Genomic DNA, 22,832 nt, shown 5'->3' on the forward strand with positions numbered 1-22,832 from the left:
CACGTCAGAAACCCCTACAGCGGAAGGAAGGCGTGCTCGGCACACGCGGAGACCTCGCCGGTCTCGATGTCGTAGAACCAGCCGTGGACGCGCAACGAACCCGAAGCGACCTTCTCGGCCACGAACGGGTACGCCAGCAGGGTTTCCAGCTGGGCGCGCACGTGTTCCTGTCCTTCCGTCCGCATCGCCGGATCGGACGCCTTCCGCGGCCGTCCGGGACGCAGCCACCCGCGCATCGCGGGCAGGTGGTCGATGCCGCCGCCGTTCAACGCGCCGACCGCGCCGCAGTGCGAGTGGCCGCAGACGACGATCTCGCTGACACCGAGCTGCAGCACGGCGAATTCGATCGTGGCCATCTCGCTGGACGGCGCGGTCAGCGAGTAGGGCGGGATGACGTTGCCCGCGGTGCGGAGTTCGAACAGCGAACCGGGTTCGGCGCCCGTGATCGCGGCCGTCACGATGCGCGAATCGGCGCACGTGATGAACATCGTGGTGGGTTGCTGACCAGCGGCGAGCTTGCGGCCGAGTGCGCGGGAACGCGATGCGGCGTGTGCGCGGGCATGCTGAACAAAGCGATGGAAGTCCACGGGAGTCCCTCACTGCTAAGGAAAAGTGTTTCGGTTCGATCGGGGAGTGGGGACCGATCAGTTTCGGAACACTTGCAGCGCAGGGGGTGTGCGCCAGACCACTATTGGTTCGGCGTTGGACACGAGCGCGAGAACACCGGGAACCGCGCGCGGCGTGAACACCGTGAAGAAGGACGGAGCGGCCACGCCGGACGTGCGGTCGACGGACGTGACCAGCAGGCGCAGGCGGCTCGTCTCGCGCTCCTCGCGCGGAGCTTCTTCCTTGGGGACGGAGGTCTTCGACTTCGGCGGCGGCGCGCCGATCGACACGGTGGACACGGCCGGGGTCAGCACGGCGCACAGGGCGACGACGACAGCGAGAAGAACGCTGCGCATGCTCACACCCCCGACCGAGTTGATCTACGACTATCAGTTTCGCCCAAAGTGGACAAGTTCCGCGATATACGAGACCGACTTTGACCGAATCACACACTAGTTTCACCCGAAAGGGCTTCTCATTTCACGGAAACGTACGTATGCGGAGAGTGGTCCTGCCGCGTTGTAGATGCGCCAATTAGTGGACAACCGGCCGCCGATCCCTGCCAGCTCTGCACAATCGGTGACGGAATGCCAAAGGAGACGGTCGTGGCGAGGGTGTTCATCAGCCACGCGACGCAGAATGTGGCGATCGCGACACATATCCGCAACTGGCTCGAAGGTGATCACGAGATTTTCCTGGAGGTTCACCCCGAGGATGGGATTCAGGTCGGCGAGGCGTGGCGCGAGCGTTTGCACCACGAGCTGCGCAGGGCGGACGCCGTCGTGTGCGTCGTCAGCCAGGCGTCGGTCACGTCGAGCTGGTGCAACGCCGAGATCGCCATCGCCGACGCGCTGGGCACACTCCTGCTGCCCGTGCAGCTCGACGGCGTCATCCACCCGTTGATCGGGCACCTCAACCACATCCCGCACGCCACCGCCCGCGGGCACCTCGAGAAAGCACTGCGGCGGTTCGACACCGGTGGCCGCAAGCTCGCGAAGGACCAGGAACCGTTCCCCGGCCTGGACGCGTTCAGCACGGCGTTGAGCGCGGTGTTCTTCGGTCGTGACGCGGAGACCCGCGCGCTGGCCCGCAAGGTGCGCCGCGGCCCCGGCCTGCTCGCCGTCGTCGGCCCGTCCGGCTGCGGCAAGTCGTCGTTGGTCAGGGCCGGTCTGCTGGCCCAGCTGGCGGACGACCCGCGGTGGCTCGTCATGCCGCCGTGGCTGCCGGGCAACGACCCGCTCGACGCGCTCGCCCGCGCGGTGCGCAAGACCGCCGCCAGGGCCGGCCTCGGCTGGACGTTGCGGGAGACCAAGGACCGGCTCGTCCTCGACGGGCTGCGTGGCGTGGCCCAGGAGCTCGTGGACGAGGACCGCAGACTGCTGATCACGATCGACCAGGCCGAGGAGCTCTTCACCCGTGCCGGCGAGAAGGACCGTCAGATCGTCGCGAGCCTGCTCAAGGACGCGCTCGCGGACAACGTGCGGGTGGTCGCGACGCTGCGGTCGGAGTTCCTGGACGACCTGCGGACGTTGCCCGAACTGGGCGGCGTCCACCTCGGCAGCTACGTGCTGGCGCCGCTCGCACGCGAGGTGCTCAACATCGTGATCACCGGCCCCGCCCGCGTGGCCGGGCTGAAGGTGCACCCGGAGCTCGTCGCGCTGCTGGTCGAGGACACGGCGAGCGGCGAGGCGTTGCCGTTGCTCGCGTTCACGTTGCAGCACCTGGCGATGGGCGTCCCCAGGGGCGGCACGCTCTCCAGCGAACTGTACGAGCACTTAGGTGGCGTACACGGCGCGCTCGCCCGTCACGCCGACGACGTGCTCGACAGCGCCGTCGCGGAAACCGGGATGAGCAAGGAGGAACTGCTCGCCCGGCTCGCGGCCCTGGCCACGCTCGACCACACCGGCAGGCCGACCCGCAAACGCGTCAGCCCGGCCCAGCTGGACACGTACGCCCGCGCCGCGCTGGAGGTGTTCGTCCGGCACCGCCTGCTCACCGCGAGCGGCGACAAGCAGGGCCGCTGGATCGGTGTGGCCCACGAGGCGTTGTTCACCGAGTGGCGGCCGTTGCGCGGCGCCATCGAGGAACGGCAGATCGGCCTGCGCGCGGCCAGGTCCGTCGAGCTGGACGCCTCGCAGTGGATCGAGGGCGAACGCGCGGACCACCTGCTGCTCAACGAGGACACGTTCGCCGCCGTCGCGCCGCTGGTGGCGAACGACGACCTCTCCCCCGACGCCCGCCGGTTCCTCACCGTGAGCCGCAACCGGATCCACACGCTGCGAGGGCAACGCCGGCGCGACCGCAGACGCACGGTCAGCTGGCTGGCGGTGTTCCTGGTGGCCGCCATCGGCGCGGCGGGGCTGGCAGCCTTCCAATGGCACAACGCCAGCGTCGACCGTGACAGGGCGACGGCACGCGCACTCGTGGCACAGGCCCAGGTCGCGCGCACCTCCTCGCCACGGCTGGCGTTGCGTCTCGGCCTGACCGCGCACGCGCTGGCGCCCAGCCAGAACACGAGAACCGAACTGGCCACCACGTTGCACGGGTCGTCCGGGGAGCCTGCCAACCTGTTCACCCACGCCTGCGAAGTCGCGGCGGGAGGCCTCAGCCCGCTCGAATGGCAGCAGTACGTCCCGGAACTGGACTACCGCGACACCTGCGCCCTGGCCGCATAGGCGAACGCCCCGGCCGACGTCGTTGTCGGCCGGGGCGTCATGCTGCTCTCCGCTGGTCTGACGCCGTTGTCAGACCACAGCGAGCGGAAGCTGGTTCGGGATGACCGGCGAAGGCAGGTTCGAGGAACCCGTGAGGAACCTGTCCACGGCGTTCGCCACGGACCGCCCCTCGGCGATCGCCCACACCACGAGGGAAGCGCCGCGATGCGCGTCCCCGCAGACGAACACGCCGGGCGCGGTCGTCTGCCAGTCGGAGCCGCACGAGATCGTGCCGCGCGCCGACAGGGAGATGCCCAGGTCGTCCAGAAGACGCATGTGCTCGACGCCCTCGAAGCCGATCGCCAGCAGCACCATGTCCGCGGGCAGGACCTCGAGCTCGTCGGTCAGCGGCACCACGGAACGGCGGCCGGACGAGTCCTTCTCGACACGCACCTGCTGCAGTTCGATGAACCGCACGTGGCCGTCGTCGTCGCCCACGAAACGCTTGACCGCCACGGTGAAGCGGCGTTCGCCGGCCTCCTCGTGCGCGGGGTACGTGCGCAGGATGTGCGGCCACACCGGCCACGGCGAACGGTCGTCGTCGCGGACGGACGGCGGCATCGGGTACTGGTCGAGCTGCGTCACGGACAGCGCGCCCTGGCGGGTCGCGGTGCCGTAGCAGTCGGCACCCGTGTCGCCACCGCCGATGACGATGACGTGCTTGCCCTCGGCCGAGATCGCGGACGGGCCGTCGCCTTCGACAGCGCGGTTCGCGGGCACCAGGTGGTCCATCGCGAGGTGCACGCCCTTGAGCTCACGCCCAGGAGTCGTCTTGTCGTCACGGCCGCGCAGCGCGCCCACGGCGAGCACGACCGAGTCGAACTTCGCACGCAGCTCCTCGACCGTGATGTCGACGCCGACCTCGCAGCCGGTCACGAACTTCGTGCCCTCCCGGCGAAGCTGGGACAGGCGCCGGTCGAGGACCTTCTTCTCCATCTTGAACTCCGGGATGCCGTACCGCAGCAGGCCACCGAGCCGGTCGTCCCGTTCGTACACCACGACTTCGTGACCCGCGCGGGTCAGCTGCTGCGCGGCGGCGAGTCCGGCGGGGCCGGAGCCGACGATCGCGACGCGCTTGCCGGAGGACACCGTCGCCTGGGCAGGCTGCACGTAGCCGTTCTCCCACGACACGTCCGCGATGGTCTCCTCGACCCGCTTGATCGCGACGGCACCGCCGGCGTCGTGCGAGATCGACAGCACGCAGGCCGCTTCACACGGTGCCGGGCACAGACGACCCGTGAACTCCGGGAAGTTGTTGGTGGCGTGCAGGCGGTCCGAGGCGAGCTCCCAGTCGCCGCGGCGCACCAGGTCGTTCCACTCGGGGATCAGGTTCCCGAGTGGACAGCCCGCGGTTCCGCTGTGGCAGAAGGGAATGCCGCAGTCCATGCACCGCGTGGCCTGCGTGCGCACGGCCTTGTTGCGCTCGACTGGATCCTCGTGGAGGTAGACCTCGTTCCAGTCCTGCAACCGTTCCGGCTTCGGGCGCTTGGGCGCGTCGGAACGGGTGTGCTTCATAAAACCCTGTGGATCAGCCACGAGACGCCTCCATGACAGCCGCGTCAACGTCCCGGCCCTCGGCGCGCGCGAGGCGCATGGCCTCGAGAACGCGCTGGTAGTCGCCGGGCATGACCTTCGTGAACGCACCGGCTCGCCGGGTCCAGTCACCGAGCAGCGACGCGGCGACGGCGGAACCCGTCGCCAGGTGGTGCTTGGTGACGGCGTCCTTGAGCCAACGCAGGTCCTCGGCGCTGAGGCGCTGCAGATTCACCATCTCCTGGTTCACCGACAGGGGATCCAGGTCGAGCACGTACGCGATACCGCCGGACATGCCGGCCGCGACGTTGCGCCCGGTCGGCCCGAGCACCACTGCCCGGCCACCGGTCATGTACTCGAACGCGTGGTCGCCCACGCCCTCCGCCACCAGCAGCGCGCCGGAGTTGCGGACGCAGAAGCGTTCGCCGACGCGGCCGCGCAGGAAGATCTCACCGGACGTGGCGCCGTAGCCGATCACGTTGCCCGCGATCACCTGGTCCTCGGCGCGGAACGGCGCGTCCTCGAACGGCCGGACGATGATCCGCCCGCCGGACAGGCCCTTGCCGACGTAGTCGTTGGCGTCGCCGACCATCTCGAGCGTGATGCCGCGAGGCAGGAACGCGCCGAGCGACTGGCCCGCCGACCCGGTCAGCTTGACCCGGATCGTGTCGTCCTCCAGGCCCTCGCCACCGTAGCGGCGGGTGACCTCGGCGCCGAGCAGCGTGCCGACCGTGCGGTTGACGTTGCGGACGGGCAGCTCCAGGGTGACCTGGTGCGCGTCCTCCAGCGCCGCCTCGGCGAGCTGGATCAGCGTGCGGTCCAGGGCCTTGTCGAGGCCGTGGTCCTGGTCGCGGATCTTGCGCTTCGCCGTCGGGTACGGGGTCTCCGGCACCTCGAAGACCGGGTCCAGGTTCAGGCCCGCGGTCTTCCAGTGCTCGATCGCCTCGTCCTTGTCGAGCAGCTCCGCGTGACCGACTGCCTCGTCGATCGTGCGGAAACCCAGCTCGGCCAGGATCTCGCGGGCCTCCTGCGCGATGAACTCGAAGAAGTTCACGACGTGGTCGGCCTGACCGGTGTAGCGGGCGCGCAGATCCGGGTTCTGCGTGGCGACGCCGACCGGGCACGTGTCCAGGTGGCAGACGCGCATCATCACGCAGCCCGCGACGATCAGCGGCGCCGTGGCGAAGCCGAACTCCTCGGCACCGAGCAGCGCGGCGACCACGACATCGCGGCCGGTGCGCATCGCGCCGTCGACCTGAACGGTGATGCGGTCGCGCAAACCGTTGAGCAGCAACGTCTGCTGGGTCTCGGCGAGGCCGATCTCCCACGGCGTTCCGGCGTGCTTGAGCGAGTTCATCGGCGAGGCGCCGGTGCCGCCGTCGTAGCCGGAGATCAGCACGACGTCCGCGTGCGCCTTGGCCACACCGGCCGCGACCGTGCCGACACCGATCGACGAGACGAGCTTCACGTGAACCCGAGCCTGCTCGTTCGCGTTCTTGAGATCGTGGATGAGTTGCGCCAGATCCTCGATCGAGTAGATGTCGTGGTGCGGCGGCGGCGAGATGAGACCGACGCCCGGCGTGGAGTGCCGGGTGCGCGCGACCCACGGGTAGACCTTGAAGCCGGGCAGCTGGCCGCCCTCGCCGGGCTTCGCGCCCTGCGCCATCTTGATCTGGATGTCCGTGGAGTTCACGAGGTACTCGCTCGTGACGCCGAACCGTCCACTCGCGACCTGCTTGACCGCGGAACGCCGTTCCGGGTCGTACAGGCGCTCGCGGTCCTCGCCGCCCTCACCGCTGTTCGACCGGCCGCCGAGGCGGTTCATCGCGATGGCGAGGGTTTCGTGCGCCTCGGCCGAGATCGAGCCGTAGGACATGGCGCCGGTGTTGAAGCGCTTGACGATCGAGCTGACGGGCTCGACCTCGTCGATCGGGATCGGCGTGCGGCCCTCGCCCCGGAACTTGAACAGCCCGCGCAACGTGCCGCCCTGCCGGGAGATGCGCTCGACCTCCGCCGTGTACTGGCGGAAGACGTCCTCCTTGCGCGTCTTCGTGGCGTGCTGCAACAGGAACACCGTCTCCGGTGTGAACAGGTGCAGTTCACCTTCGCGGCGGTACGAGTACTCGCCACCGACTTCGAGCCTGCGGTGCGCGCGGTCGGTCGGGTTGTCCGGGTACGCGCGGCGGTGACGCACCGCCACCTCCTCGGCCAGCACGTCCAGGTGCACGCCGCCGAGCTTGGACTGCGTGCCGGTGAAGTACTCGTCCAGCAGGTCGTTCGACAGGCCGACCGCCTCGAAGATCTGCGCCGCGGTGTAGGCGCCGACGGTCGAGATGCCCATCTTCGACATGATCTTCAGGACGCCCTTGACGAGCGCCTTGACGTAGTTGCGCACGGCCTTGTGCGCGCGGACGCCGGAAATGGCGCCCTGGCTGATCAGGTCCTCGATCGTCTCGAACGCGAGGTACGGGTTCACCGCGGCGGCGCCGTAGCTCAGCAGGGCCGCGACGTGGTGGACCTCGCGGCAGTCACCGGACTCGACGACCAGCGCGACCCGCAGGCGTTCCTTGGTGCGCACCAGGTGGTGGTGCACCGAGGAGACCAGCAGCAGCGACGGGATCGGCGCCATGCGGTGGTCGGAGTCGCGGTCGCTCAGCACCAGCGTCCGAGCACCGTTCGCGATGGCCTCCGACGCCTCGCGACGCACGCGCTCGATCGCCGCGGTGAGCGCCTCGCCACCGCCGTCCACTTCGTACAGTCCGGACAGGACGGTGCAGGCGAAGCCCGGCAGGTCGCCGTCGTCGTTGATGTGGATGAGCTTGGCGAGCTCGTCGTTGTCGATGACCGGGTAGTCGAGCGTCACGTGGCGGCACGAGACGGGGCCGGGGTCGAGCACGTTCTGCTCGGGGCCCATCACGCGCTTGACGGACGTGACGATCTCTTCGCGGATCGCGTCCAGCGGCGGGTTCGTGACCTGTGCGAAGTTCTGCACGAAGTAGTCGTAGAGCAACCGGGAACGCTGGCTGAGCGCGGCGACCGGGGTGTCCGTGCCCATCGAGGCCAGCGGCTCCATGCCGTTGATCGACATGGGCGTGAGCAGGATCCGCAGCTCCTCCTCGGTGTAGCCGAAGGTGAGCTGGCGGCGCACGACCGACTCGTGGCTCTGCACCACGTGCTCGCGGTCCGACAGGTCGGCCAGGTCGAGCAGGCCGGCGTGCAGCCACTCGTCGTAGGGCGACTCCGAGGCCAGCGCCGACTTGAACTCGTCGTCGTCGATGATGCGACCCGCGGTGGTGTCCACGAGGAACATGCGGCCGGGCTGCAGGCGGCCCTTCGCGACCACCTGGTCGGACGGGACGTCGAGCACACCGGTCTCGGATGCCAGAACGACACGGCCGTCGGCGGTCTGCCACCAGCGCGCGGGACGCAGGCCATTGCGGTCGAGGACCGCGCCGACGAGCTCACCGTCGGTGAAGGTGACACAGGCCGGGCCGTCCCACGGCTCCATGAGGCTCGCGTGGAACTGGTAGAAGGCGCGGCGCTTCGGGTCCATCGTGGCGTGGTTCTCCCACGCCTCCGGGATCATCATCAGCACCGCGTGCGGAAGGCTGCGGCCACCGAGGTGCAGCAGTTCCAGCACCTCGTCGAACGACGCCGAGTCCGAGCCGTCCGGGTTGCAGATCGGGAACAGCCTGGCGAGGTCGCCGGGGATGAGGTCGCTGTCCAGCAACGCCTCGCGGGCACGCATGCGGTTGCGGTTGCCGCGGACGGTGTTGATCTCACCGTTGTGCGCGACGAACCGGAACGGGTGCGCGAGCGGCCACGACGGGAAGGTGTTCGTGGAGAAACGACTGTGCACCAACGCGATCGCCGAGTAGAGGCGCTCGTCGTGCAGGTCGGGGAAGAACGCCGGCAGCTGCTCGGTCGTCAGCATTCCCTTGTAGACGATCGTGCGCGCCGACAGGGAAGGGAAGTAGACGCTGCCCTCGTGCTCGACCCGCTTGCGCAGACAGAAGGCCAGGCGGTCCAGGGCGATCCCGGCCTCCTCGCGCGTGCCCTTCACGAAGAGCTGCGCGAAGTGCGGCGCCACCGACATCGCGGTCGGGCCGACGCCTGCCTTCTCCGGTTCGGTCGGGACGTCGCGCCAGCCGAGAACGACGAGGTTCTCCTCTTCCGCGATGCGTTCGATCTCCTGCATCGCGGTGACGCGTTCTTCGGATTCAAACGGAAGAAAAGCGATTCCCGCCGCGTACTGGTCGCGTTCCGGGAGGTCGAAGTCGACCACAGCACGCAGGAACTCGTCCGGCAGCTGCAAAAGAATGCCAGCACCGTCACCCGAAGTGGGTTCGGCGCCCGCGGCACCCCGGTGCTCCAGGTTCGCCAGCGCTGTCAAGGCATCGACGACGATGCCGTGGGAACGCCTGCCCTGGATGTCGGCCACCATGGCGACGCCGCACGCGTCGCGCTCATCAGCCGGGTCGTAAAGACCCTGGGGGCCGGGGATGGCGGAGAAGATCACTTCGCAGACCTCCTTCGTCGTCCTCGCTAAAGAACAATGTCCTCGTGCTCAGACCTCGTACCAACAGGTGGGAGCACGGGACGACGATGGCCCGCGTGTTGACGCGACTTTAACAGCCGCGAAACCCAGGGACACCCGCCAATGGGTGATCTAGGTCATGGATGTGTAACGATTCCCGGGCGGGGAGCGACATTGCGGCCAACGTCGGCGTTCGTTACAGCCGGGTAAGCGTAACCGAACGTTCAACCTCGGCCAGCTGGATGAGAGTTGCGCGACATTCCCGGTTTGCCACTGGATGAGCTGGGTACCCAGATGTTTTCGCTGGTCGAGCCATTGTCGTCCCAGTTAGCGGACGCTCACTCGAACCCGGCCACAGCCACCGCGCCACTGTCCACTGGGGCAGACCGTGACTGTTCCCTGCCAAACGAGACCGAGGCCCCGTTCACCCCACGCCGCATGCGGGGAGAGCGGGACCTCGGCATACATGGAGGTCTGAGGTCTCGTGGCCGGAGGCGAGGAGACGCCTCCGGCCACGGACGTTCTCAGTGAGCCGCGACCGGCTCCTTCTTGCCGTCACCCTCGGCGCCGGTCTGCCGGGCCAGCAGGTCGTCGACGTCGACGCTGTCGGGGTCGTCGAGCACCGCGCGCAGGCGGTCCTTGTCGAGACCCTTCTGCCAGGCGGCCACGACCAGCGAGCCGACACCGTTGCCGATCACGTTCGTGATGGCGCGGGCCTCGGACATGAACCGGTCGATGCCGACGATCAGCGCGATGCCGACCGCGGGGATGGCCGAGTGCGCCTCGAAGGCCTGCAGCGAGGCGGCCAGGGTGACGAGGCCGGCGCCGGTGACGCCCGCCGCGCCCTTCGACGCGATCAGCATGAACAGCAGCAGGCCGATCTGGACGCCGATCGACACGTCGTGACCGGTGGCCTGGGCGATGAAGATCGCGCCCATGGTCAGGTAGATGCAGGTGCCGTCGAGGTTGAACGAGTACCCGGTCGGGATGGTGAGGCCCACGACCGACTTCTGGGCGCCCGCCGCCTCCAGCTTGACCATCATGCGCGGCAGCACCGACTCGGACGACGAGGTGCCGAGCACGATCAGGATCTCGTCCTTGATGTAGCGCAGGAACTTGAAGAGGCTGAAGCCCGCGAACTTCGCCACGAGGCCGAGCACCACGACGACGAACACGATGCAGGTCGCGTAGAACGAGCCCATCAGCCAGAGCAGCTTGCCGAGCACGCTGCCGCCGAACTTGCCGACGGTGTAGGCGATGCCGCCGAAGGCACCGATCGGCGCCATGTACATGACGATCTTGATGATGCCGAACATCACCTTGGAGAGCGTCTCCATCGCGGAGACGACCTTGGCGCCGCGCTCACCCATGCCGGCGACCGCGACGGCCACGAGGATGGCGACCACGAGCACCTGGATCAGCTGGCCGTCGGTGAACGCGCTGACGAACGACTTCGGCACCAGGCTCAGGATGAAGCCGGTGACCCCGGTCTCCGCGGTCGAGGCGGACTTGAGCGTCGCGTCGGCCTGGCTCGCGTTCAGCGTGATCTCACCACCGTGGTGACCCGGCTGGACGATGTTCACGACGATGAGGCCGATGGCGAGCGCCACCGTGGTCATCGCGGTGAAGTAGAGGATCGTCTTGAGCGCGAGCCCGCCCGCCTTGGCGAGGTTCCCGAGGCCCGCGATGCCGACGATGATCGTCGCGAAGATGGTCGGCGCGATGACGACCTTGACGAGGTTCACGAACAGGTCGGCGAGCCACTTCATCTCGGACGCCTGTTTGGGGAACAGGAAGCCGACGGCAGCGCCCAGAACGATGGAGACCAGCACCCAGAAGTAGAGGTGCTTGTAGATCGGTTTGCGCCCTGTGGTCGTGGTGGCCACTGTTCCTCCTTGAACTACGTGTTGGGTGAGAGAGTGAGCCGCGCCACCTGACCCGACAACCCGGCGTGAGGAAACTTCAGACAGCCCTGACGTAACAGCTAGGCTTCATCGGTGTCGCTTCGTCGTCGCACGCTTCTGCTAGGGGCCGGACTGGCTCTCGCCGGGTGTACCCCGCGCAGGGTCGAGGCGCCTGCTGAGCTGGTGCTCGCGACCGGGCCTGAGGGGGCGGTGTTCCGCGAGGTCGGGGGCGCTCTGGCGGCCGCGCTGGCCGAGCAGCTGCCCGGCACGAAGGTCACCGCGATCCCCACAGCCGCATCGGTTGAGAACCTGCAGTTGTTGCGATCAGGTGAAGCCCAGCTCGCGCTGTCCTCATTGGACCCGATCGACGACCCGCAGAGCGTCCGCGCGGTCGGCCGGCTCTACGACAGCTTCATGCAGATCGCGGTGCCGGCGGCGTCCCCGATTCACACCTTCGGTGACCTGGCGGGCAAGCGGATCTCGTTGGGGCCCATCGGTTCCGGCACGGAGTTCACCGCCAAGCGGATGCTGGAGTTCTTCGGTCTGTCCGCATTGGACGAACGCATGGCGCACGCGGAGGCCTCCCGCCGCGTCGCCGACGGGTCGCTGGACGCGATGCTGGCGCTGACCGGCATCCCGACGCCCGCGATAACCGATCTGCGGGGCAACGTGCGGCTGATCAACATCCCGGACGAGGCGATCAAGCTCGCCGAGAAGTACAAGGGCCCGTACATCCCCGCGACCATCCCCAGCACCACCTACGAGAACGTGGCGGCGAACCAGACGTTCGCGGTGCCGAACCTGCTGCTGGCGCGCGAGTCGCTGAGCGCGGACGTCGTGGAGGTCGTGACGCGCACGGTGTTCACCGAGACCGCGCGGATCGTGGAGGGGCACCCGGAGGCGTCGCGGATAAACGTCCGCACCGGCATCGCGACCGGTCTCGTGCCGCTGCACGACGGCGCTATGCGCTGGTTCCGTTCCGTGAAGCGCTGAGGGCGACCTTCACGTCCAGGCCCGGGCCCGCGTCGTGCAGGGTGAGCGTGCCGCCGGCCGACTCGATCAGCTCGGCGCAGATCGCGAGCCCCATGCCGGTGCCCGGGACGTTCTGGTGCTTGGTGGCGCGCCAGAACCGCTGCAGCGCCAGTTCGCGTTCCTCGGCGCTCAGGCCGTCGCCGTCGTCGACGACGTGCAGCTCGCCGGGCCTGCCGGTGACCACGACCTCGGTGGCGTTGGCGAGCCTGATGGCGTTGCTGACCAGCTCGTCCAGCACGCTGCCGAGGCCGCCGGGCGGTTCCTGCATGGTCAGGCCCGCCGGGACGTCGATCTTCAGCGTGATCCCGGACCTGGTCGCGAGCGCCTGCCAGGCCGCGCGGTGCGTCGTGAGGAGCTGGTCGATCTCGACGGGCTCGGTCTGCCGGGCGCTGTCGAGCCGGGTCGCTGCGAGCAGCGTGTCGAGCACGCGTCCCATCTCCTCGGCCTCCTCGACCGCGATCTGGTGCGCTTCCCGCGCGAGCTCGCCGTCCACGTGCGGTTCGAGGTTGTCGACGGCGAGCCGCAGACTGGCCAGCGGGTTCCGCAGCTGGTGCGACGCGTCCGCCACGAACGCCCTCTGCCTGTTCAGGGCCTTGCCGACGACGTCGACCATGATGTTGAAACTGCGTGCGAGCCGGCGAAGCTCCTGCGGCCCGCCGACCTCGTCCGCCCGCACGTCGAGGTTGCCCTGGGCCACCGCCGCGGTGGCCTCGTCGAGCCTGCCGACCGGCCGGAGCACCCACCGCGACATCGGCCAGGCGGCGGCGACCACGGCCAGCATCGGCGCGAGACCGGCCAGCGCCATCAGTCCCCACTGCCGCAGCACCTCGTTGCGCAGGCCGCGCGTCTGGGAGATGGTGACGACGGCGGCCACCACCTCGCTGTCCCGTCCCACCGGCTCGACCACGACCATCGGCCCCGTGCGCCACGGCCAGCCCGTGTACTCGGGCTCGGGCCGCACGCCACCGTTCAACGCCGTGTTGAGGGCCTTCGTGACCTCGGGGTCGTTGCTGGGGTTGAACCCCTGCCGCGACGACATGAGGATCCGCCGGTCGGCGCTGACCAGGGCGACCGGGATGTCGTAGAGGGTGTCGTAGCGCTGGATCTCCTGGCTCAGTGCTTCCAGCCGGTCCGACTGCAACGCGCTCTCGCCGAGCGAGGCGAACCTGCTGGCGTCACCGAGGCGGTCGAGATAGGTCGTCTGCGTCTCGCGCTGCACGACCGCGGACGCCAAAGGGATGCCGAGCGACGCCACGAGGGCGACGAGCAGCGGAACCGTGATGACGAGCAGTCGGCGGAGCATCGGTTGCGATTGTTCCGCACGCACCTGTGGATGTCTCTTGGAGACTCGTCACGTGGCGAGCCGGTAACCCACGCCCCGGACCGTCTCGATCTTGACGTGACCGCCGAGCTTCCCGCGCAACGCCGCGATGTGCGTGTCCAGCGTCCGCGACGGCGCCTCCCAGTGCGCCTGCCACACCTGGTCCACGATGAAGTCGCGGCTCACGACCTCGCCCTTGCGTGCCGCGAGGAGGGCGAGCAGGTCGAACTCCTTGCGGGTCAACGAGAGCGGCTCACCGTCCAAAGTGACCGCACGCGTCGACGTGTTGATCTGCAGCGGCCCGATCCGAAACGGCCCTTCGCTCTCCGGTTCCGCGCGGTGCGTGCGCGTTCTCCTGAGGACGGCCTCGATCCGTGCGAGGAGCTCGGACGTGCCGAACGGCTTCACCACGTAGTCGTCGGCACCCGCACGCAGACCGAGAACGCGTTCGCGTTCCTCGCCACGCGCGGTCACGGTGATGACGGCGGTGCCCGGCCGGTGCCGCAACTCGCGCAGCACGTCCAGACCGTCGCCATCGGGCAGGCCGAGGTCGAGCAACACCACGTCGGCAGGTGCGGCACGCAGCGCGTCAGCGGCCGTGGCCACCCGATGCACCTCGTAGCCCGCATGCCGCAGTGCGGTCAGCAGGCCTCTGGCCACCCGGTCGTCATCCTCGACGACGAGCACGCGCACAGATCACTCCGGTTTGACGGACTCCGGGGAGTTCTTCTTGTCCTTCTCGGCGACGTCACCTTCGCTGCCGTCCTCGGTGACGCTCTTGTCCTCTGCCGCTTCTTCAGCGGCTACCTGGGGTTCGCCCGGCACCTCGGTCGTGCCTCGCAGCGCGGCAACGTCCTCACGTTCACCGCGGGACCTGGCGATGACGAAGTACGCGATCGCGCCGAAGAACACCAGCGCCGACACGAAGACGTTCACCCGCGTGCCGAGGATCAGCGTCGCCTCGTCGGTGCGCATCAGCTCGATCCAGAACCGACCGGCCGTGTAGCCCGCGACGTACAGCGCGAACACCCGGCCGTGACCGAGCCGGAACTTCCGGTCCGCCCACACGATCAGCAGCGCGACACCGAGGTTCCACAGCAGCTCGTAGAGGAACGTCGGGTGCACGACCTGGATCGGCGTGTGATCGATGGCGATACCGGCCAGCGCGTCCTCACGCCCTTCCGGCGTCACGCGGCGGTAGATCTCCAGACCCCACGGCAACGTCGTGTCGCCGCCGTAAAGCTCCTGGTTGAAGTAGTTGCCGAGCCGTCCGATGGCCTGCGCCACGACGATGCCGGGCGCCAGCGCGTCCGCCATCGCGGGCAACGGGATGCCCTTGCGCCGGCACCCGATCCACGCGCCGACGGCACCGAGCGCGATGGCGCCCCAGATGCCGAGGCCGCCGTTCCAGATCTCCAGCGCCGCGAGCGGGTTCTTGCCCGGCCCGAAGTACTTCTGGTTGTCCGTGATGACGTGGTAGAGCCGTCCGCCGACGAGGCCGAACGGCACGGCCCACACGGCGATGTCCGTGACCTCGCCCTTGATGCCGCCGCGTTCGACCCAGCGGCGCTCACCCCACCAGATGGCGACGATGATGCCGGCGATGATGCACAGCGCGTAGGCCCTGAGCGGGAGGGGACCGAGGTACCAAACACCGCGGTCGGGACTCGGGATCGTGGCCAGGAGGGCGTCCAACACGGCGCCCACCGTACCGGTCGGCTTGTGAGCGTCTCGTGGGGACGCGCGATCGTTATCGGCCCGAACCCTGTCGGTGCCGATCTCCGGTGGCGTGCTCGGTACACCGACGGGGTGATTCACGCTCCGCATGGCGCCTTGCGGCAACGTGCCGGGCGAAGCCGCCGAAAGCGAAAACGAGGTACCCGGTCGGGCGCGTGGGGGCGCAGCCAAAGGCACGTGAGTCTCATGACTTCAGCTGAGCGAGTGCACCGGACGTGACCAGCTCACCGGGAGAGCGGAGCCGTGCCCGTTCGTCCGTTCCGCTCCCCGCCGGGTTCGGTTCGGAACCTCGAAGGTGTTCGTGATCGCGGAGACCGCACAGTCCCGACCGAGTCGGCGTAGCAGGCACCTCCTCTGAGCCAACGCCCGTCGGAGCACAGCCGCGACCGACAGCCGCACGCCACCTTGAAGCGGATCTCAAGGATGTTCGTGACCGGTTTCCGCTGCGCGAGCCTCTCCCCCTGGGCGGGCGACGTCCAGAACCCGGGACCTTAGGGGGTTCGTGATCGCTGAACCGAGATACTCGGACGCGGTCTGGGCGGACTCCCGAAAGGTCGGACATGACGGTCCTGGTGGTCGGCGGCGGTATCGGCGGGCTGGCGACGGCGCTCGGGCTCGCACGGGCCGGGCAACGCGTGACGGTGCTGGAGGCCGCGGCGGTGTTCGAGGAGATCGGCGCGGGCATCCAGGTCGGGCCCAACGGGTTTCGCATGCTCGACTCGGTGGGTGTGGGTGGCGCTGTGCGGGCTCGCGCCGTGCACGTGGACGAGTTGCGGTTGCGGTGCGGGGTGTCCGGGCGGCAGATCGCCGGGTTGCCCGTCGACGAGGGCTTCCGGGAGCGGTTCGGCACCTATGCGGTGGTGCATCGCAACGACGTGCTCACGCCGTTGCTCGACGCGTGCCAGAACGACGAGCGGATCGACCTCCGGGTGAGCAGCGGCGTCGAGGCCTACACGCAGGACGCGGGCGGGGTCACCGCGGTGTTGCGGTCGGGCGATCTCGTGCACGGGGAGGCGTTGATCGGCGCTGACGGGTTGCGGTCGGCGGTGCGGCGGCAGCTCGTGGGCGACGGGGATCCGCAGGTGTCCGGGCACACGACCTTCCGCGCGGTCATTCCCGCTCAGGACGTGCCGCGGTCGTTGAAGGAGAACGTCGTCACGCTGTGGGCGGGGCCGCGCTATCACGTCGTCTGGTACGTGATCGCGGGCGGACGGTACGTGAATCTCGTGGCCACTACGGACAACGGCGCCACGGACCCCATGACCGGCAAGCCCGTCGAGCACGCCGAGGTGATGAAGCACTTCACTCCGTTGTGCGACGACGCGACCCGGATCATGGAGCTCGCCGACGAGTGGCGGGCATGGGTGCTGTGCGACCGCGCGCCGATCACGAACTGGCAGGACTCGCGGGTCGTGCTGCTCGGTGACGCCGCCCATCCCGTGCTGCAGTACGCCGCTCAGGGCGCCTGTCAGGCGTTGGAGGACGCCGTGTGCCTCTCGTCCGTGTTCGACCCCCGTGACGTGGCCGGCTCTTTTGCGCGGTACGTGGCGCTCCGCTCGGAGCGGACCGCGCGCGTCCACCACGCGTCACGATGGATGGGGCGGGAGGTCTACCACCCAGCTGGCGAGGCGGCGACGGTCCGTGACGCGATGTTCGCGTCGTGGACCGCGACAGACCTGCACGAACGGCTGGAGTGGCTCTACGGCTAGAACTTGATGGTGACCGGGAACGGCCGCTCGATCTCCAGCACGCCGTCCTCACTGGTGGCGATCTCGACGTAGTCGGTGCCCTGGAGTTCGAGCAACGTGGCCTCGACGACCTGCTGGCTCGGGTCGACCATCAGGTAGTACCGAATGCCCGCGCTGGCGTACAGGCCGCGCTTGAGGCCCTCGTCGTTCAGCCGCGTGCTCGGTGAGAACACCTCACCGACGAGCACGACATCAGAGACCGGGAACATGACACCGGCTTCTCTCGGCCGCACGACGGTGAAATCCGGGATCACCAAACGTCCGCTGGAGAGCAGGACGTTCAGCTCGATCGTCGCTTCGAGATCAGCCGGACAGGCGCCCACCAACGACCCGTACGCACGCCCCACCAGTTGCTGGTGGCGGTAGGACCCCAGCGGGCTCACGAGAAGCATCCCGTCAACGAGTTCGATGCGTTGACTGTTGTCCTCGGGCAGCGACATGACGTCATCGAGCGACCAAGGGCCCACGTGCCTCGGCAACAGGTACTGGGCTGGCGCCGTCTCTGCTGGAGCTGCCACTGGGCATCACCTCCGAAAACCGCCCGGCGAGTACCAGTGTGGCACGCCGAGCGGATGGCTGGCTTGTGCATGAGCCCACGATCGCAGCTCAGACCGACAGTCAACCGGGGTTTTGGCCCCAACCGACGCAGATTCACTCGATCAGGTGTTCGAATCCATGTCATGCTCTTGGAGGAACATCAACGACTTCCCGGCAAAGCAAAACCGCCCGGCCAGAAGGCCGAGCGGCTTCACCGAGCAGAGGAGGTTCAGACGGTCGCAGGAGCCGACCGCACACCCTTGGCGAGGTCGGCGGCCAGCGCGCGCACCGCTGCGTCGCCCTCGTTCACGGCCGACACGAAAGCCGACCCGACGATGACGCCGTCCGCGAACCCGGCGATCTCGGCGGCCTGCGCACCAGAGCGCACACCCAGCCCGACACCGATCGGCAACGAGGTGTGCTCACGCACCCGTGCAACCAGCTCGGGGGCGGCGGACGACACGACGTCACGGGCGCCCGTGACGCCCATGACCGCGGTGGCGTAGAGGAAGCCGGAGGACGCACGCGCGGTCATCGCGATGCGCTCCTCGGTCGACGACGGTGCCACCAGGAAGGTCCGGTCGAGCCCGTGCGCCTCGGAAGCGGCCATCCAGTCCTCGGCCTCGTCCGGAACGAGGTCGGGCGTGATGATGCCGAGACCGCCGGCGGCGGCGAGGTCGCGTGCGAACGCGTCCACGCCGTAGCGCAGCACCGGGTTCCAGTACGTCATCACGACCGCACGCCCACCGGCGTCGGTCACGGCAGACACCACGTCGAACAGGTCGCGCACGCGGAAGCCCGCGGCTCGCGCCTGCTCGGCGGCGGCCTGGATCGTCGGGCCGTCCATCACCGGGTCGGAGAACGGCAGGCCGACCTCGACCAGGTCACACCCGGACTCGACCATCGAACGGAGGTAGTCCTTGGAACCTTCGACCGTGGGAAAACCCGCGGGCAGATAGCCGATCAGCGCGGCACGCGACTCGGCGCGCGCGGCGGAGAACACGTCGGACAACGACATCAGGCCTGTCCCCCGTCAGCGAGGCCGAAGTACTTCACGGCGGTGTCCATGTCCTTGTCGCCACGTCCGGAGAGGTTCACGACGAGCAGTCCGTCCGGTCCGAGCGACGGCCCGAGCTTCAGCGCGCCCGCCAGAGCGTGCGCGGACTCGATCGCCGGGATGATGCCCTCGGTGCGCGAGAGCAGGGCGAACGCCTCCATGGCCTCGGCGTCGGTGACCGGGAAGTACTCGGCGCGGCCGATGTCCTTGAGGTGCGAGTGCTCGGGGCCCACGCCGGGGTAGTCGAGACCGGCGGAGATCGAGTGCGCCTCGGTGATCTGGCCGTCGTCGTCCTGCATGACGTACGACATCGCTCCGTGCAACGAGCCGGGCGTGCCGGCCGTCAGCGTCGCGCCGTGGCTGCCGCTGTCGAGACCGGAGCCGCCGGGCTCGACACCGACGAGACGGACGTCGAGGTCGTCGATGAAGCCGTGGAAGATGCCGATCGCGTTCGAGCCGCCACCGACGCAGGCGACGACGGCGTCGGGCAGGCGGCCGGCCTTCTCGAGGATCTGCTCGCGCGCCTCGATGCCGATGATCCGGTGGAAGTCGCGGACCAGCAGCGGGAACGGGTGCGGGCCCGCGGCCGTGCCGAGCAGGTAGTGCGTGTCGTCGACGTTGGTGACCCAGTCGCGCAACGCCTCGTTGATCGCGTCCTTCAGGGTGCGCGACCCGGACTTCACCGGGATGACCTCGGCGCCCAGCAGACGCATGCGGGCGACGTTCAGCGCCTGCCGCTCGGTGTCGACCTCGCCCATGTAGACGACGCAGTCGAGGCCGAGGAGCGCGCACGCCGTCGCCGTCGCCACGCCGTGCTGGCCGGCGCCGGTCTCGGCGATGACGCGCTGCTTGCCCATGCGCTTGGTCAGCAACGCCTGGCCGAGCACGTTGTTGATCTTGTGCGAACCCGTGTGGTTGAGGTCCTCGCGCTTGAGCCACACCTGCGTACCGGCGTGCTCCGCGAACTTCGGAGCCTCGGTCAGCAGGGACGGACGGCCCGCGAAGTCGCGAAGGAGGCGCTGGAACTCGTTCACGAACTCCGGGTCGAGCCGCGCCTTGTCGTACTCGGCGGCCAGTTCGTCCACCGCGGCGATCAGGGCCTCCGGGACGAACCGGCCGCCCCACGGGCCGAAGTGGCCACGTGCGTCTGGATCATGCGGTGTGGGCGTGAACTGGCCCATCGGGTAGCTCCTCTAACGCTGTAATCAACCGTGCCCTACCGGCTCGGCCGGGGGCACGCGGGGTGTGAGCCCGCGGTCACGAGCTTGTTCACGGCGGCCTTGGGGTCTCCGCTGGTCACCAGGCTTTCGCCGACGAGCACCGCGTCGGCACCGGCGCCGGCGTACGACATCAGGTCGCCGGGCCCGGTCACGCCCGACTCGGCGATCTTGATCGTCTCGAAGGGTAGTCCCGGAGCGATCCTGCCGAAAACGTCTTTATCGACCTCCAGCGTGTGGAGGTTGCGCGCGTTGACGCCGATCACCGACGAACCCGCTTCCAGGGCACGGTCCGCCTCTTCCGCGGTGTGCACCTCGACGAGCGCCGTCATGCCGAGCGATTCCACCCGATCGAGCAGCGACACGAGCGCGTTCTGCTCCAGCGCCGCCACGATCAGCAGCACCAGGTCCGCTCCGTGCATGCGGGCCTCGTGCACCTGGTACGGCGACACGATGAAGTCCTTGCGCAGCAGCGGGATCTTCACCGCCCTGCGCACCGCGTCGAAGTCCGCCAGCGACCCGCCGAAGCGGCGCTGCTCGGTCAGCACGCTGATCACCGACGCGCCGCCGGCCTCGTACGCGGACGCGAGGTCGGCAGGCTCCGGAATCTCCGCCAGCGCCCCCTTGGAGGGGCTGCGGCGCTTGACCTCCGCGATGACACCCACGTTCGGCCCGCGCAGCACCGACAGCACGTCGAGCGGCGGAGCGGTCTTGGTCGCGCGCTCCTTGACCACCTCGAAGGACAACTGAGCCTCGCGAGCGGCGAGATCCTCACGCACACCTTCGAGGATCGACTCGAGAACCGTCACAGTGTTGCTCCCCTTCCCGCTACGGGGATGCTAACCCCGCCGGAGTAACGCCTCCGCCACCGGGGTTCAAGTGTCCACGCAGCTAACCGAGGCTGTGCGCCTGTCACATGCGTGAACGCGGATGAATGATCTTCACTCGTTCGAGGCACTTCCGCCGGGGGTCTTATCGTCGGTCGGGTCGTCCCCGCGCTCCAGCGCGCGCCACAGGTCCGTCTCGGGGTCCTGCGTGCGGGCTTTCTGCCCGCCCATCCCGATCTTCGGCATCCGGGCCCCCAGCGCGACCTGAAGCGCGCCGGAACCCGCCAGGAGCACGCCGCCGGCGGCCGCCAGCCAGTGGCCGGAGGCCGCCGCCACGATGCCGACGACGATCAGCAACGCGCCGAGGGCCCGGCGCGCCACCCCGCTCAGCGCGATGACCGCCGCGACGGCCGCGAGGCACAGCAGCGCGACGGGCACCGAGCCGGCGCCCCAGAAGGCTCCCGCCGCGCCCACGAGCAGGAGCGCGGCGGTCCACAGTGGAGAGTTAGCTTTCAACTGCCGGCGCCATCGTCTGGGCGGTGGCGATCGCGGCCAGCACCGCGCCCGCCTTGTTCAGGCACTCGTTGTCCTCGGACAGCGGGTCCGAGTCGGCCACGATGCCGCCGCCGGCCTGCACGTACGCCACCCCCTCGCGCACCAGGGCGGTGCGGATGGCGATGGCGGTGTCGGCGTCCCCGGCGAAGTCGAAGTAGCCGACGACGCCGCCGTAGAGACCGCGGCGCGTGGGCTCCAGTTCCTCGATGAGCTCCATCGCGCGAGGCTTGGGCGCACCGGACAGGGTTCCGGCCGGGAAGCACGCGGCGACCGCGTCGTAGGCCGTCTTGCCCTCGGCCAGCTCACCGGTCACGGTCGACACGATGTGCATGACGTGGCTGTACCGCTCGACCTTGAAGAAGTCGACGACGTGCACCGAACCCGGCTTGCAGACGCGGCCCAGGTCGTTGCGGCCGAGGTCGACGAGCATCAGGTGCTCGGCGCGTTCCTTGTGGTCCGCGAGGAGGTCCTTCTCGAGCAGGGCGTCCTCCTCGGGGTCCTCGCTGCGCCAGCGGGTGCCCGCGATGGGGTGCGTGGTCGCCTTGCCGTCGCGCACCGTGACCAGCGACTCCGGGCTGGATCCGACGATGTCGAACCCGTCCAGGCGCAGGAGGTACATGTACGGGCTGGGGTTCGTCGCGCGCAGCACCCGGTAGATGTCGAGCGCGTCGGCGTCCGTCTCGATCTCGAACCGCTGCGACACCACGATCTGGAACGCCTCGCCCGCGCGGATGGCCTCCTTGGCCTTCTCGACGGCCGCGAAGTGCTCGGCCTGCGAGCGCCGGCGCCGGAACTCCGGCTTGGGCCGCGAGAACACCGCGGCGGTCGGCGGCGCGGGCGTGTGCAGCGCCGCCGTCATCTCGTCGAGCCTGCGCACCGCGTCGTCGTACGCGGCGTCGACCCGCTCGGACGAGTCGTCCCAGTTGATCGCGTTCGCGATGAGCGTGACGGTGCCCTCGTGGTGGTCGAGCGCGGCGAGGTCGGTCGCCAGGAACATGACCAGCTCGGGGATCTTCAGGTCGTCCTCGGCGATGACGGGCAGCCGCTCCAGCCGCCGCACCGCGTCGTAGCCGATGTAGCCGACCATGCCGCCGGTCAGCGGGGGCATGCCGGGCAACGGGTCGGTGCGCAGCACCTCGATGGTCTCGCGCAGCGCCTGCAGCGGGTCGCCGCCGTCGGGCAGGCCGACGGGCCGCGTGCCCGTCCAGAACGCCTCGCCGCCGGTCGCCGTGAGCGCCGCCGTGGACCGCACGCCGATGAACGACCATCGCGACCAGGAGCGGCCGTTCTCCGCCGACTCGAAGAGGAACGTGCCCGGCTGATTGGCCCCGAGCTTGCGGTACAGGCCGACCGGGGTCTCCGCGTCCGCGAGCAGCTTGCGCACCACCGGGATGACCCGGCGGTTGACCGCGAGCTCGCGGAACTCCTCACGCGTTGGGCTGACGGCCCCAAGACCAGCGGCGGCCACAGCCCCGATGACGCTCACCATGCCGTTGATTGTTGCATA

At 69.0% G+C, this 22,832-nt stretch carries 17 protein-coding genes; 3 read left to right on the top strand and 14 right to left on the bottom strand.

Features of this window, described 5'->3' with window-relative positions:
* Positions 1–14: 14 nt before the first annotated feature.
* Together ACIRG5_RS16410 and ACIRG5_RS16415 are read right to left on the bottom strand one after the other, a co-directional pair.
* Positions 15–488, bottom strand: coding sequence for a carbonic anhydrase (locus tag ACIRG5_RS16410; protein ID WP_402905393.1), 474 nt, complete (start codon positions 486–488; stop codon positions 15–17).
* 156 nt (positions 489–644) lie between these two features.
* Positions 645–962 (bottom strand): hypothetical protein, encoded by a 318-nt coding sequence (locus ACIRG5_RS16415; RefSeq protein WP_402905395.1) that lies wholly within the window; start codon positions 960–962, stop codon positions 645–647.
* 249 nt (positions 963–1,211) lie between these two features.
* On the opposite strand from ACIRG5_RS16415, the gene ACIRG5_RS16420 reads away from it, so the two are divergent.
* On the top strand, positions 1,212–3,281 hold the full coding sequence (locus ACIRG5_RS16420; RefSeq protein ID WP_402905397.1) for a TIR domain-containing protein: 2,070 nt from the start codon (positions 1,212–1,214) through the stop codon (positions 3,279–3,281).
* A gap of 69 nt (positions 3,282–3,350) precedes the next feature.
* On the opposite strand, the gene ACIRG5_RS16425 is transcribed toward ACIRG5_RS16420, so the two are convergent.
* From ACIRG5_RS16425 to dctA, 3 genes are all read right to left on the bottom strand, one after another.
* Positions 3,351–4,856 (bottom strand): glutamate synthase subunit beta, encoded by a 1,506-nt coding sequence (locus ACIRG5_RS16425; protein ID WP_402905399.1) that lies wholly within the window; start codon positions 4,854–4,856, stop codon positions 3,351–3,353.
* Entirely contained in the window at positions 4,849–9,372 is a 4,524-nt protein-coding gene (gltB, locus tag ACIRG5_RS16430) for a glutamate synthase large subunit (RefSeq protein ID WP_402905401.1), read from the bottom strand. The genes ACIRG5_RS16425 and gltB overlap by 8 nt, the downstream gene beginning before the upstream one ends.
* A gap of 542 nt (positions 9,373–9,914) precedes the next feature.
* Complete coding sequence (gene dctA, locus ACIRG5_RS16435) at positions 9,915–11,276, bottom strand: C4-dicarboxylate transporter DctA (protein ID WP_402905402.1); 1,362 nt, start codon at positions 11,274–11,276, stop codon at positions 9,915–9,917.
* 111 nt (positions 11,277–11,387) lie between these two features.
* Here dctA and ACIRG5_RS16440 point away from each other — a divergent pair, with 111 nt between their 5' ends.
* Positions 11,388–12,287: a TAXI family TRAP transporter solute-binding subunit gene (locus tag ACIRG5_RS16440; RefSeq protein ID WP_402905404.1), complete on the top strand. Its 900-nt coding sequence runs from the start codon at positions 11,388–11,390 to the stop codon at positions 12,285–12,287.
* Here ACIRG5_RS16440 and ACIRG5_RS16445 read toward each other — a convergent pair.
* Genes ACIRG5_RS16445 through lgt form a run of 3 tightly spaced genes read right to left on the bottom strand, consistent with a single transcriptional unit; the run spans position 12,256 to position 15,342 of the window.
* Complete coding sequence (locus tag ACIRG5_RS16445; protein ID WP_402905406.1) at positions 12,256–13,629, bottom strand: ATP-binding protein; 1,374 nt, start codon at positions 13,627–13,629, stop codon at positions 12,256–12,258. The genes ACIRG5_RS16440 and ACIRG5_RS16445 overlap by 32 nt on opposite strands.
* Before the next feature lie 48 nt (positions 13,630–13,677).
* Positions 13,678–14,340: a response regulator transcription factor gene (locus tag ACIRG5_RS16450; protein WP_402905408.1), complete on the bottom strand. Its 663-nt coding sequence runs from the start codon at positions 14,338–14,340 to the stop codon at positions 13,678–13,680.
* A gap of 3 nt (positions 14,341–14,343) precedes the next feature.
* Positions 14,344–15,342, bottom strand: coding sequence for a prolipoprotein diacylglyceryl transferase (lgt, locus tag ACIRG5_RS16455; RefSeq protein ID WP_402906175.1), 999 nt, complete (start codon positions 15,340–15,342; stop codon positions 14,344–14,346).
* Between the two features lie 602 nt (positions 15,343–15,944).
* Here lgt and ACIRG5_RS16460 point away from each other — a divergent pair.
* Positions 15,945–17,093: an FAD-dependent monooxygenase gene (locus tag ACIRG5_RS16460; RefSeq protein WP_402905410.1), complete on the top strand. Its 1,149-nt coding sequence runs from the start codon at positions 15,945–15,947 to the stop codon at positions 17,091–17,093.
* Here ACIRG5_RS16460 and ACIRG5_RS16465 read toward each other — a convergent pair.
* The 6 genes from ACIRG5_RS16465 to ACIRG5_RS16490 all read right to left on the bottom strand — a co-directional run bounded on the left by ACIRG5_RS16465 (position 17,090) and on the right by ACIRG5_RS16490 (position 22,814).
* Positions 17,090–17,650: a Uma2 family endonuclease gene (locus tag ACIRG5_RS16465; RefSeq protein ID WP_402905412.1), complete on the bottom strand. Its 561-nt coding sequence runs from the start codon at positions 17,648–17,650 to the stop codon at positions 17,090–17,092. The two genes, ACIRG5_RS16460 and ACIRG5_RS16465, sit on opposite strands and share 4 nt — an antisense overlap.
* Before the next feature lie 248 nt (positions 17,651–17,898).
* Complete coding sequence (gene trpA / locus ACIRG5_RS16470; RefSeq protein ID WP_402905413.1) at positions 17,899–18,687, bottom strand: tryptophan synthase subunit alpha; 789 nt, start codon at positions 18,685–18,687, stop codon at positions 17,899–17,901.
* Complete coding sequence (gene trpB, locus ACIRG5_RS16475) at positions 18,687–19,907, bottom strand: tryptophan synthase subunit beta (protein WP_319977259.1); 1,221 nt, start codon at positions 19,905–19,907, stop codon at positions 18,687–18,689. The genes trpA and trpB overlap by 1 nt, the downstream gene beginning before the upstream one ends.
* Positions 19,908–19,942: 35 nt before the next feature.
* Entirely contained in the window at positions 19,943–20,752 is an 810-nt protein-coding gene (gene trpC / locus ACIRG5_RS16480; RefSeq protein WP_093597267.1) for an indole-3-glycerol phosphate synthase TrpC, read from the bottom strand.
* A 132-nt stretch (positions 20,753–20,884) separates the two neighbouring features.
* Entirely contained in the window at positions 20,885–21,286 is a 402-nt protein-coding gene (locus ACIRG5_RS16485; protein ID WP_402905416.1) for a hypothetical protein, read from the bottom strand.
* On the bottom strand, positions 21,276–22,814 hold the full coding sequence (locus tag ACIRG5_RS16490) for an anthranilate synthase component I (RefSeq protein WP_402905418.1): 1,539 nt from the start codon (positions 22,812–22,814) through the stop codon (positions 21,276–21,278). The genes ACIRG5_RS16485 and ACIRG5_RS16490 overlap by 11 nt, the downstream gene beginning before the upstream one ends.
* Between the last annotated feature and the right edge of the window lie 18 nt (positions 22,815–22,832).

The organism is Lentzea sp. NPDC102401 (genome assembly GCF_044765805.1).
Classification (GTDB): domain Bacteria; phylum Actinomycetota; class Actinomycetes; order Mycobacteriales; family Pseudonocardiaceae; genus Lentzea; species Lentzea sokolovensis.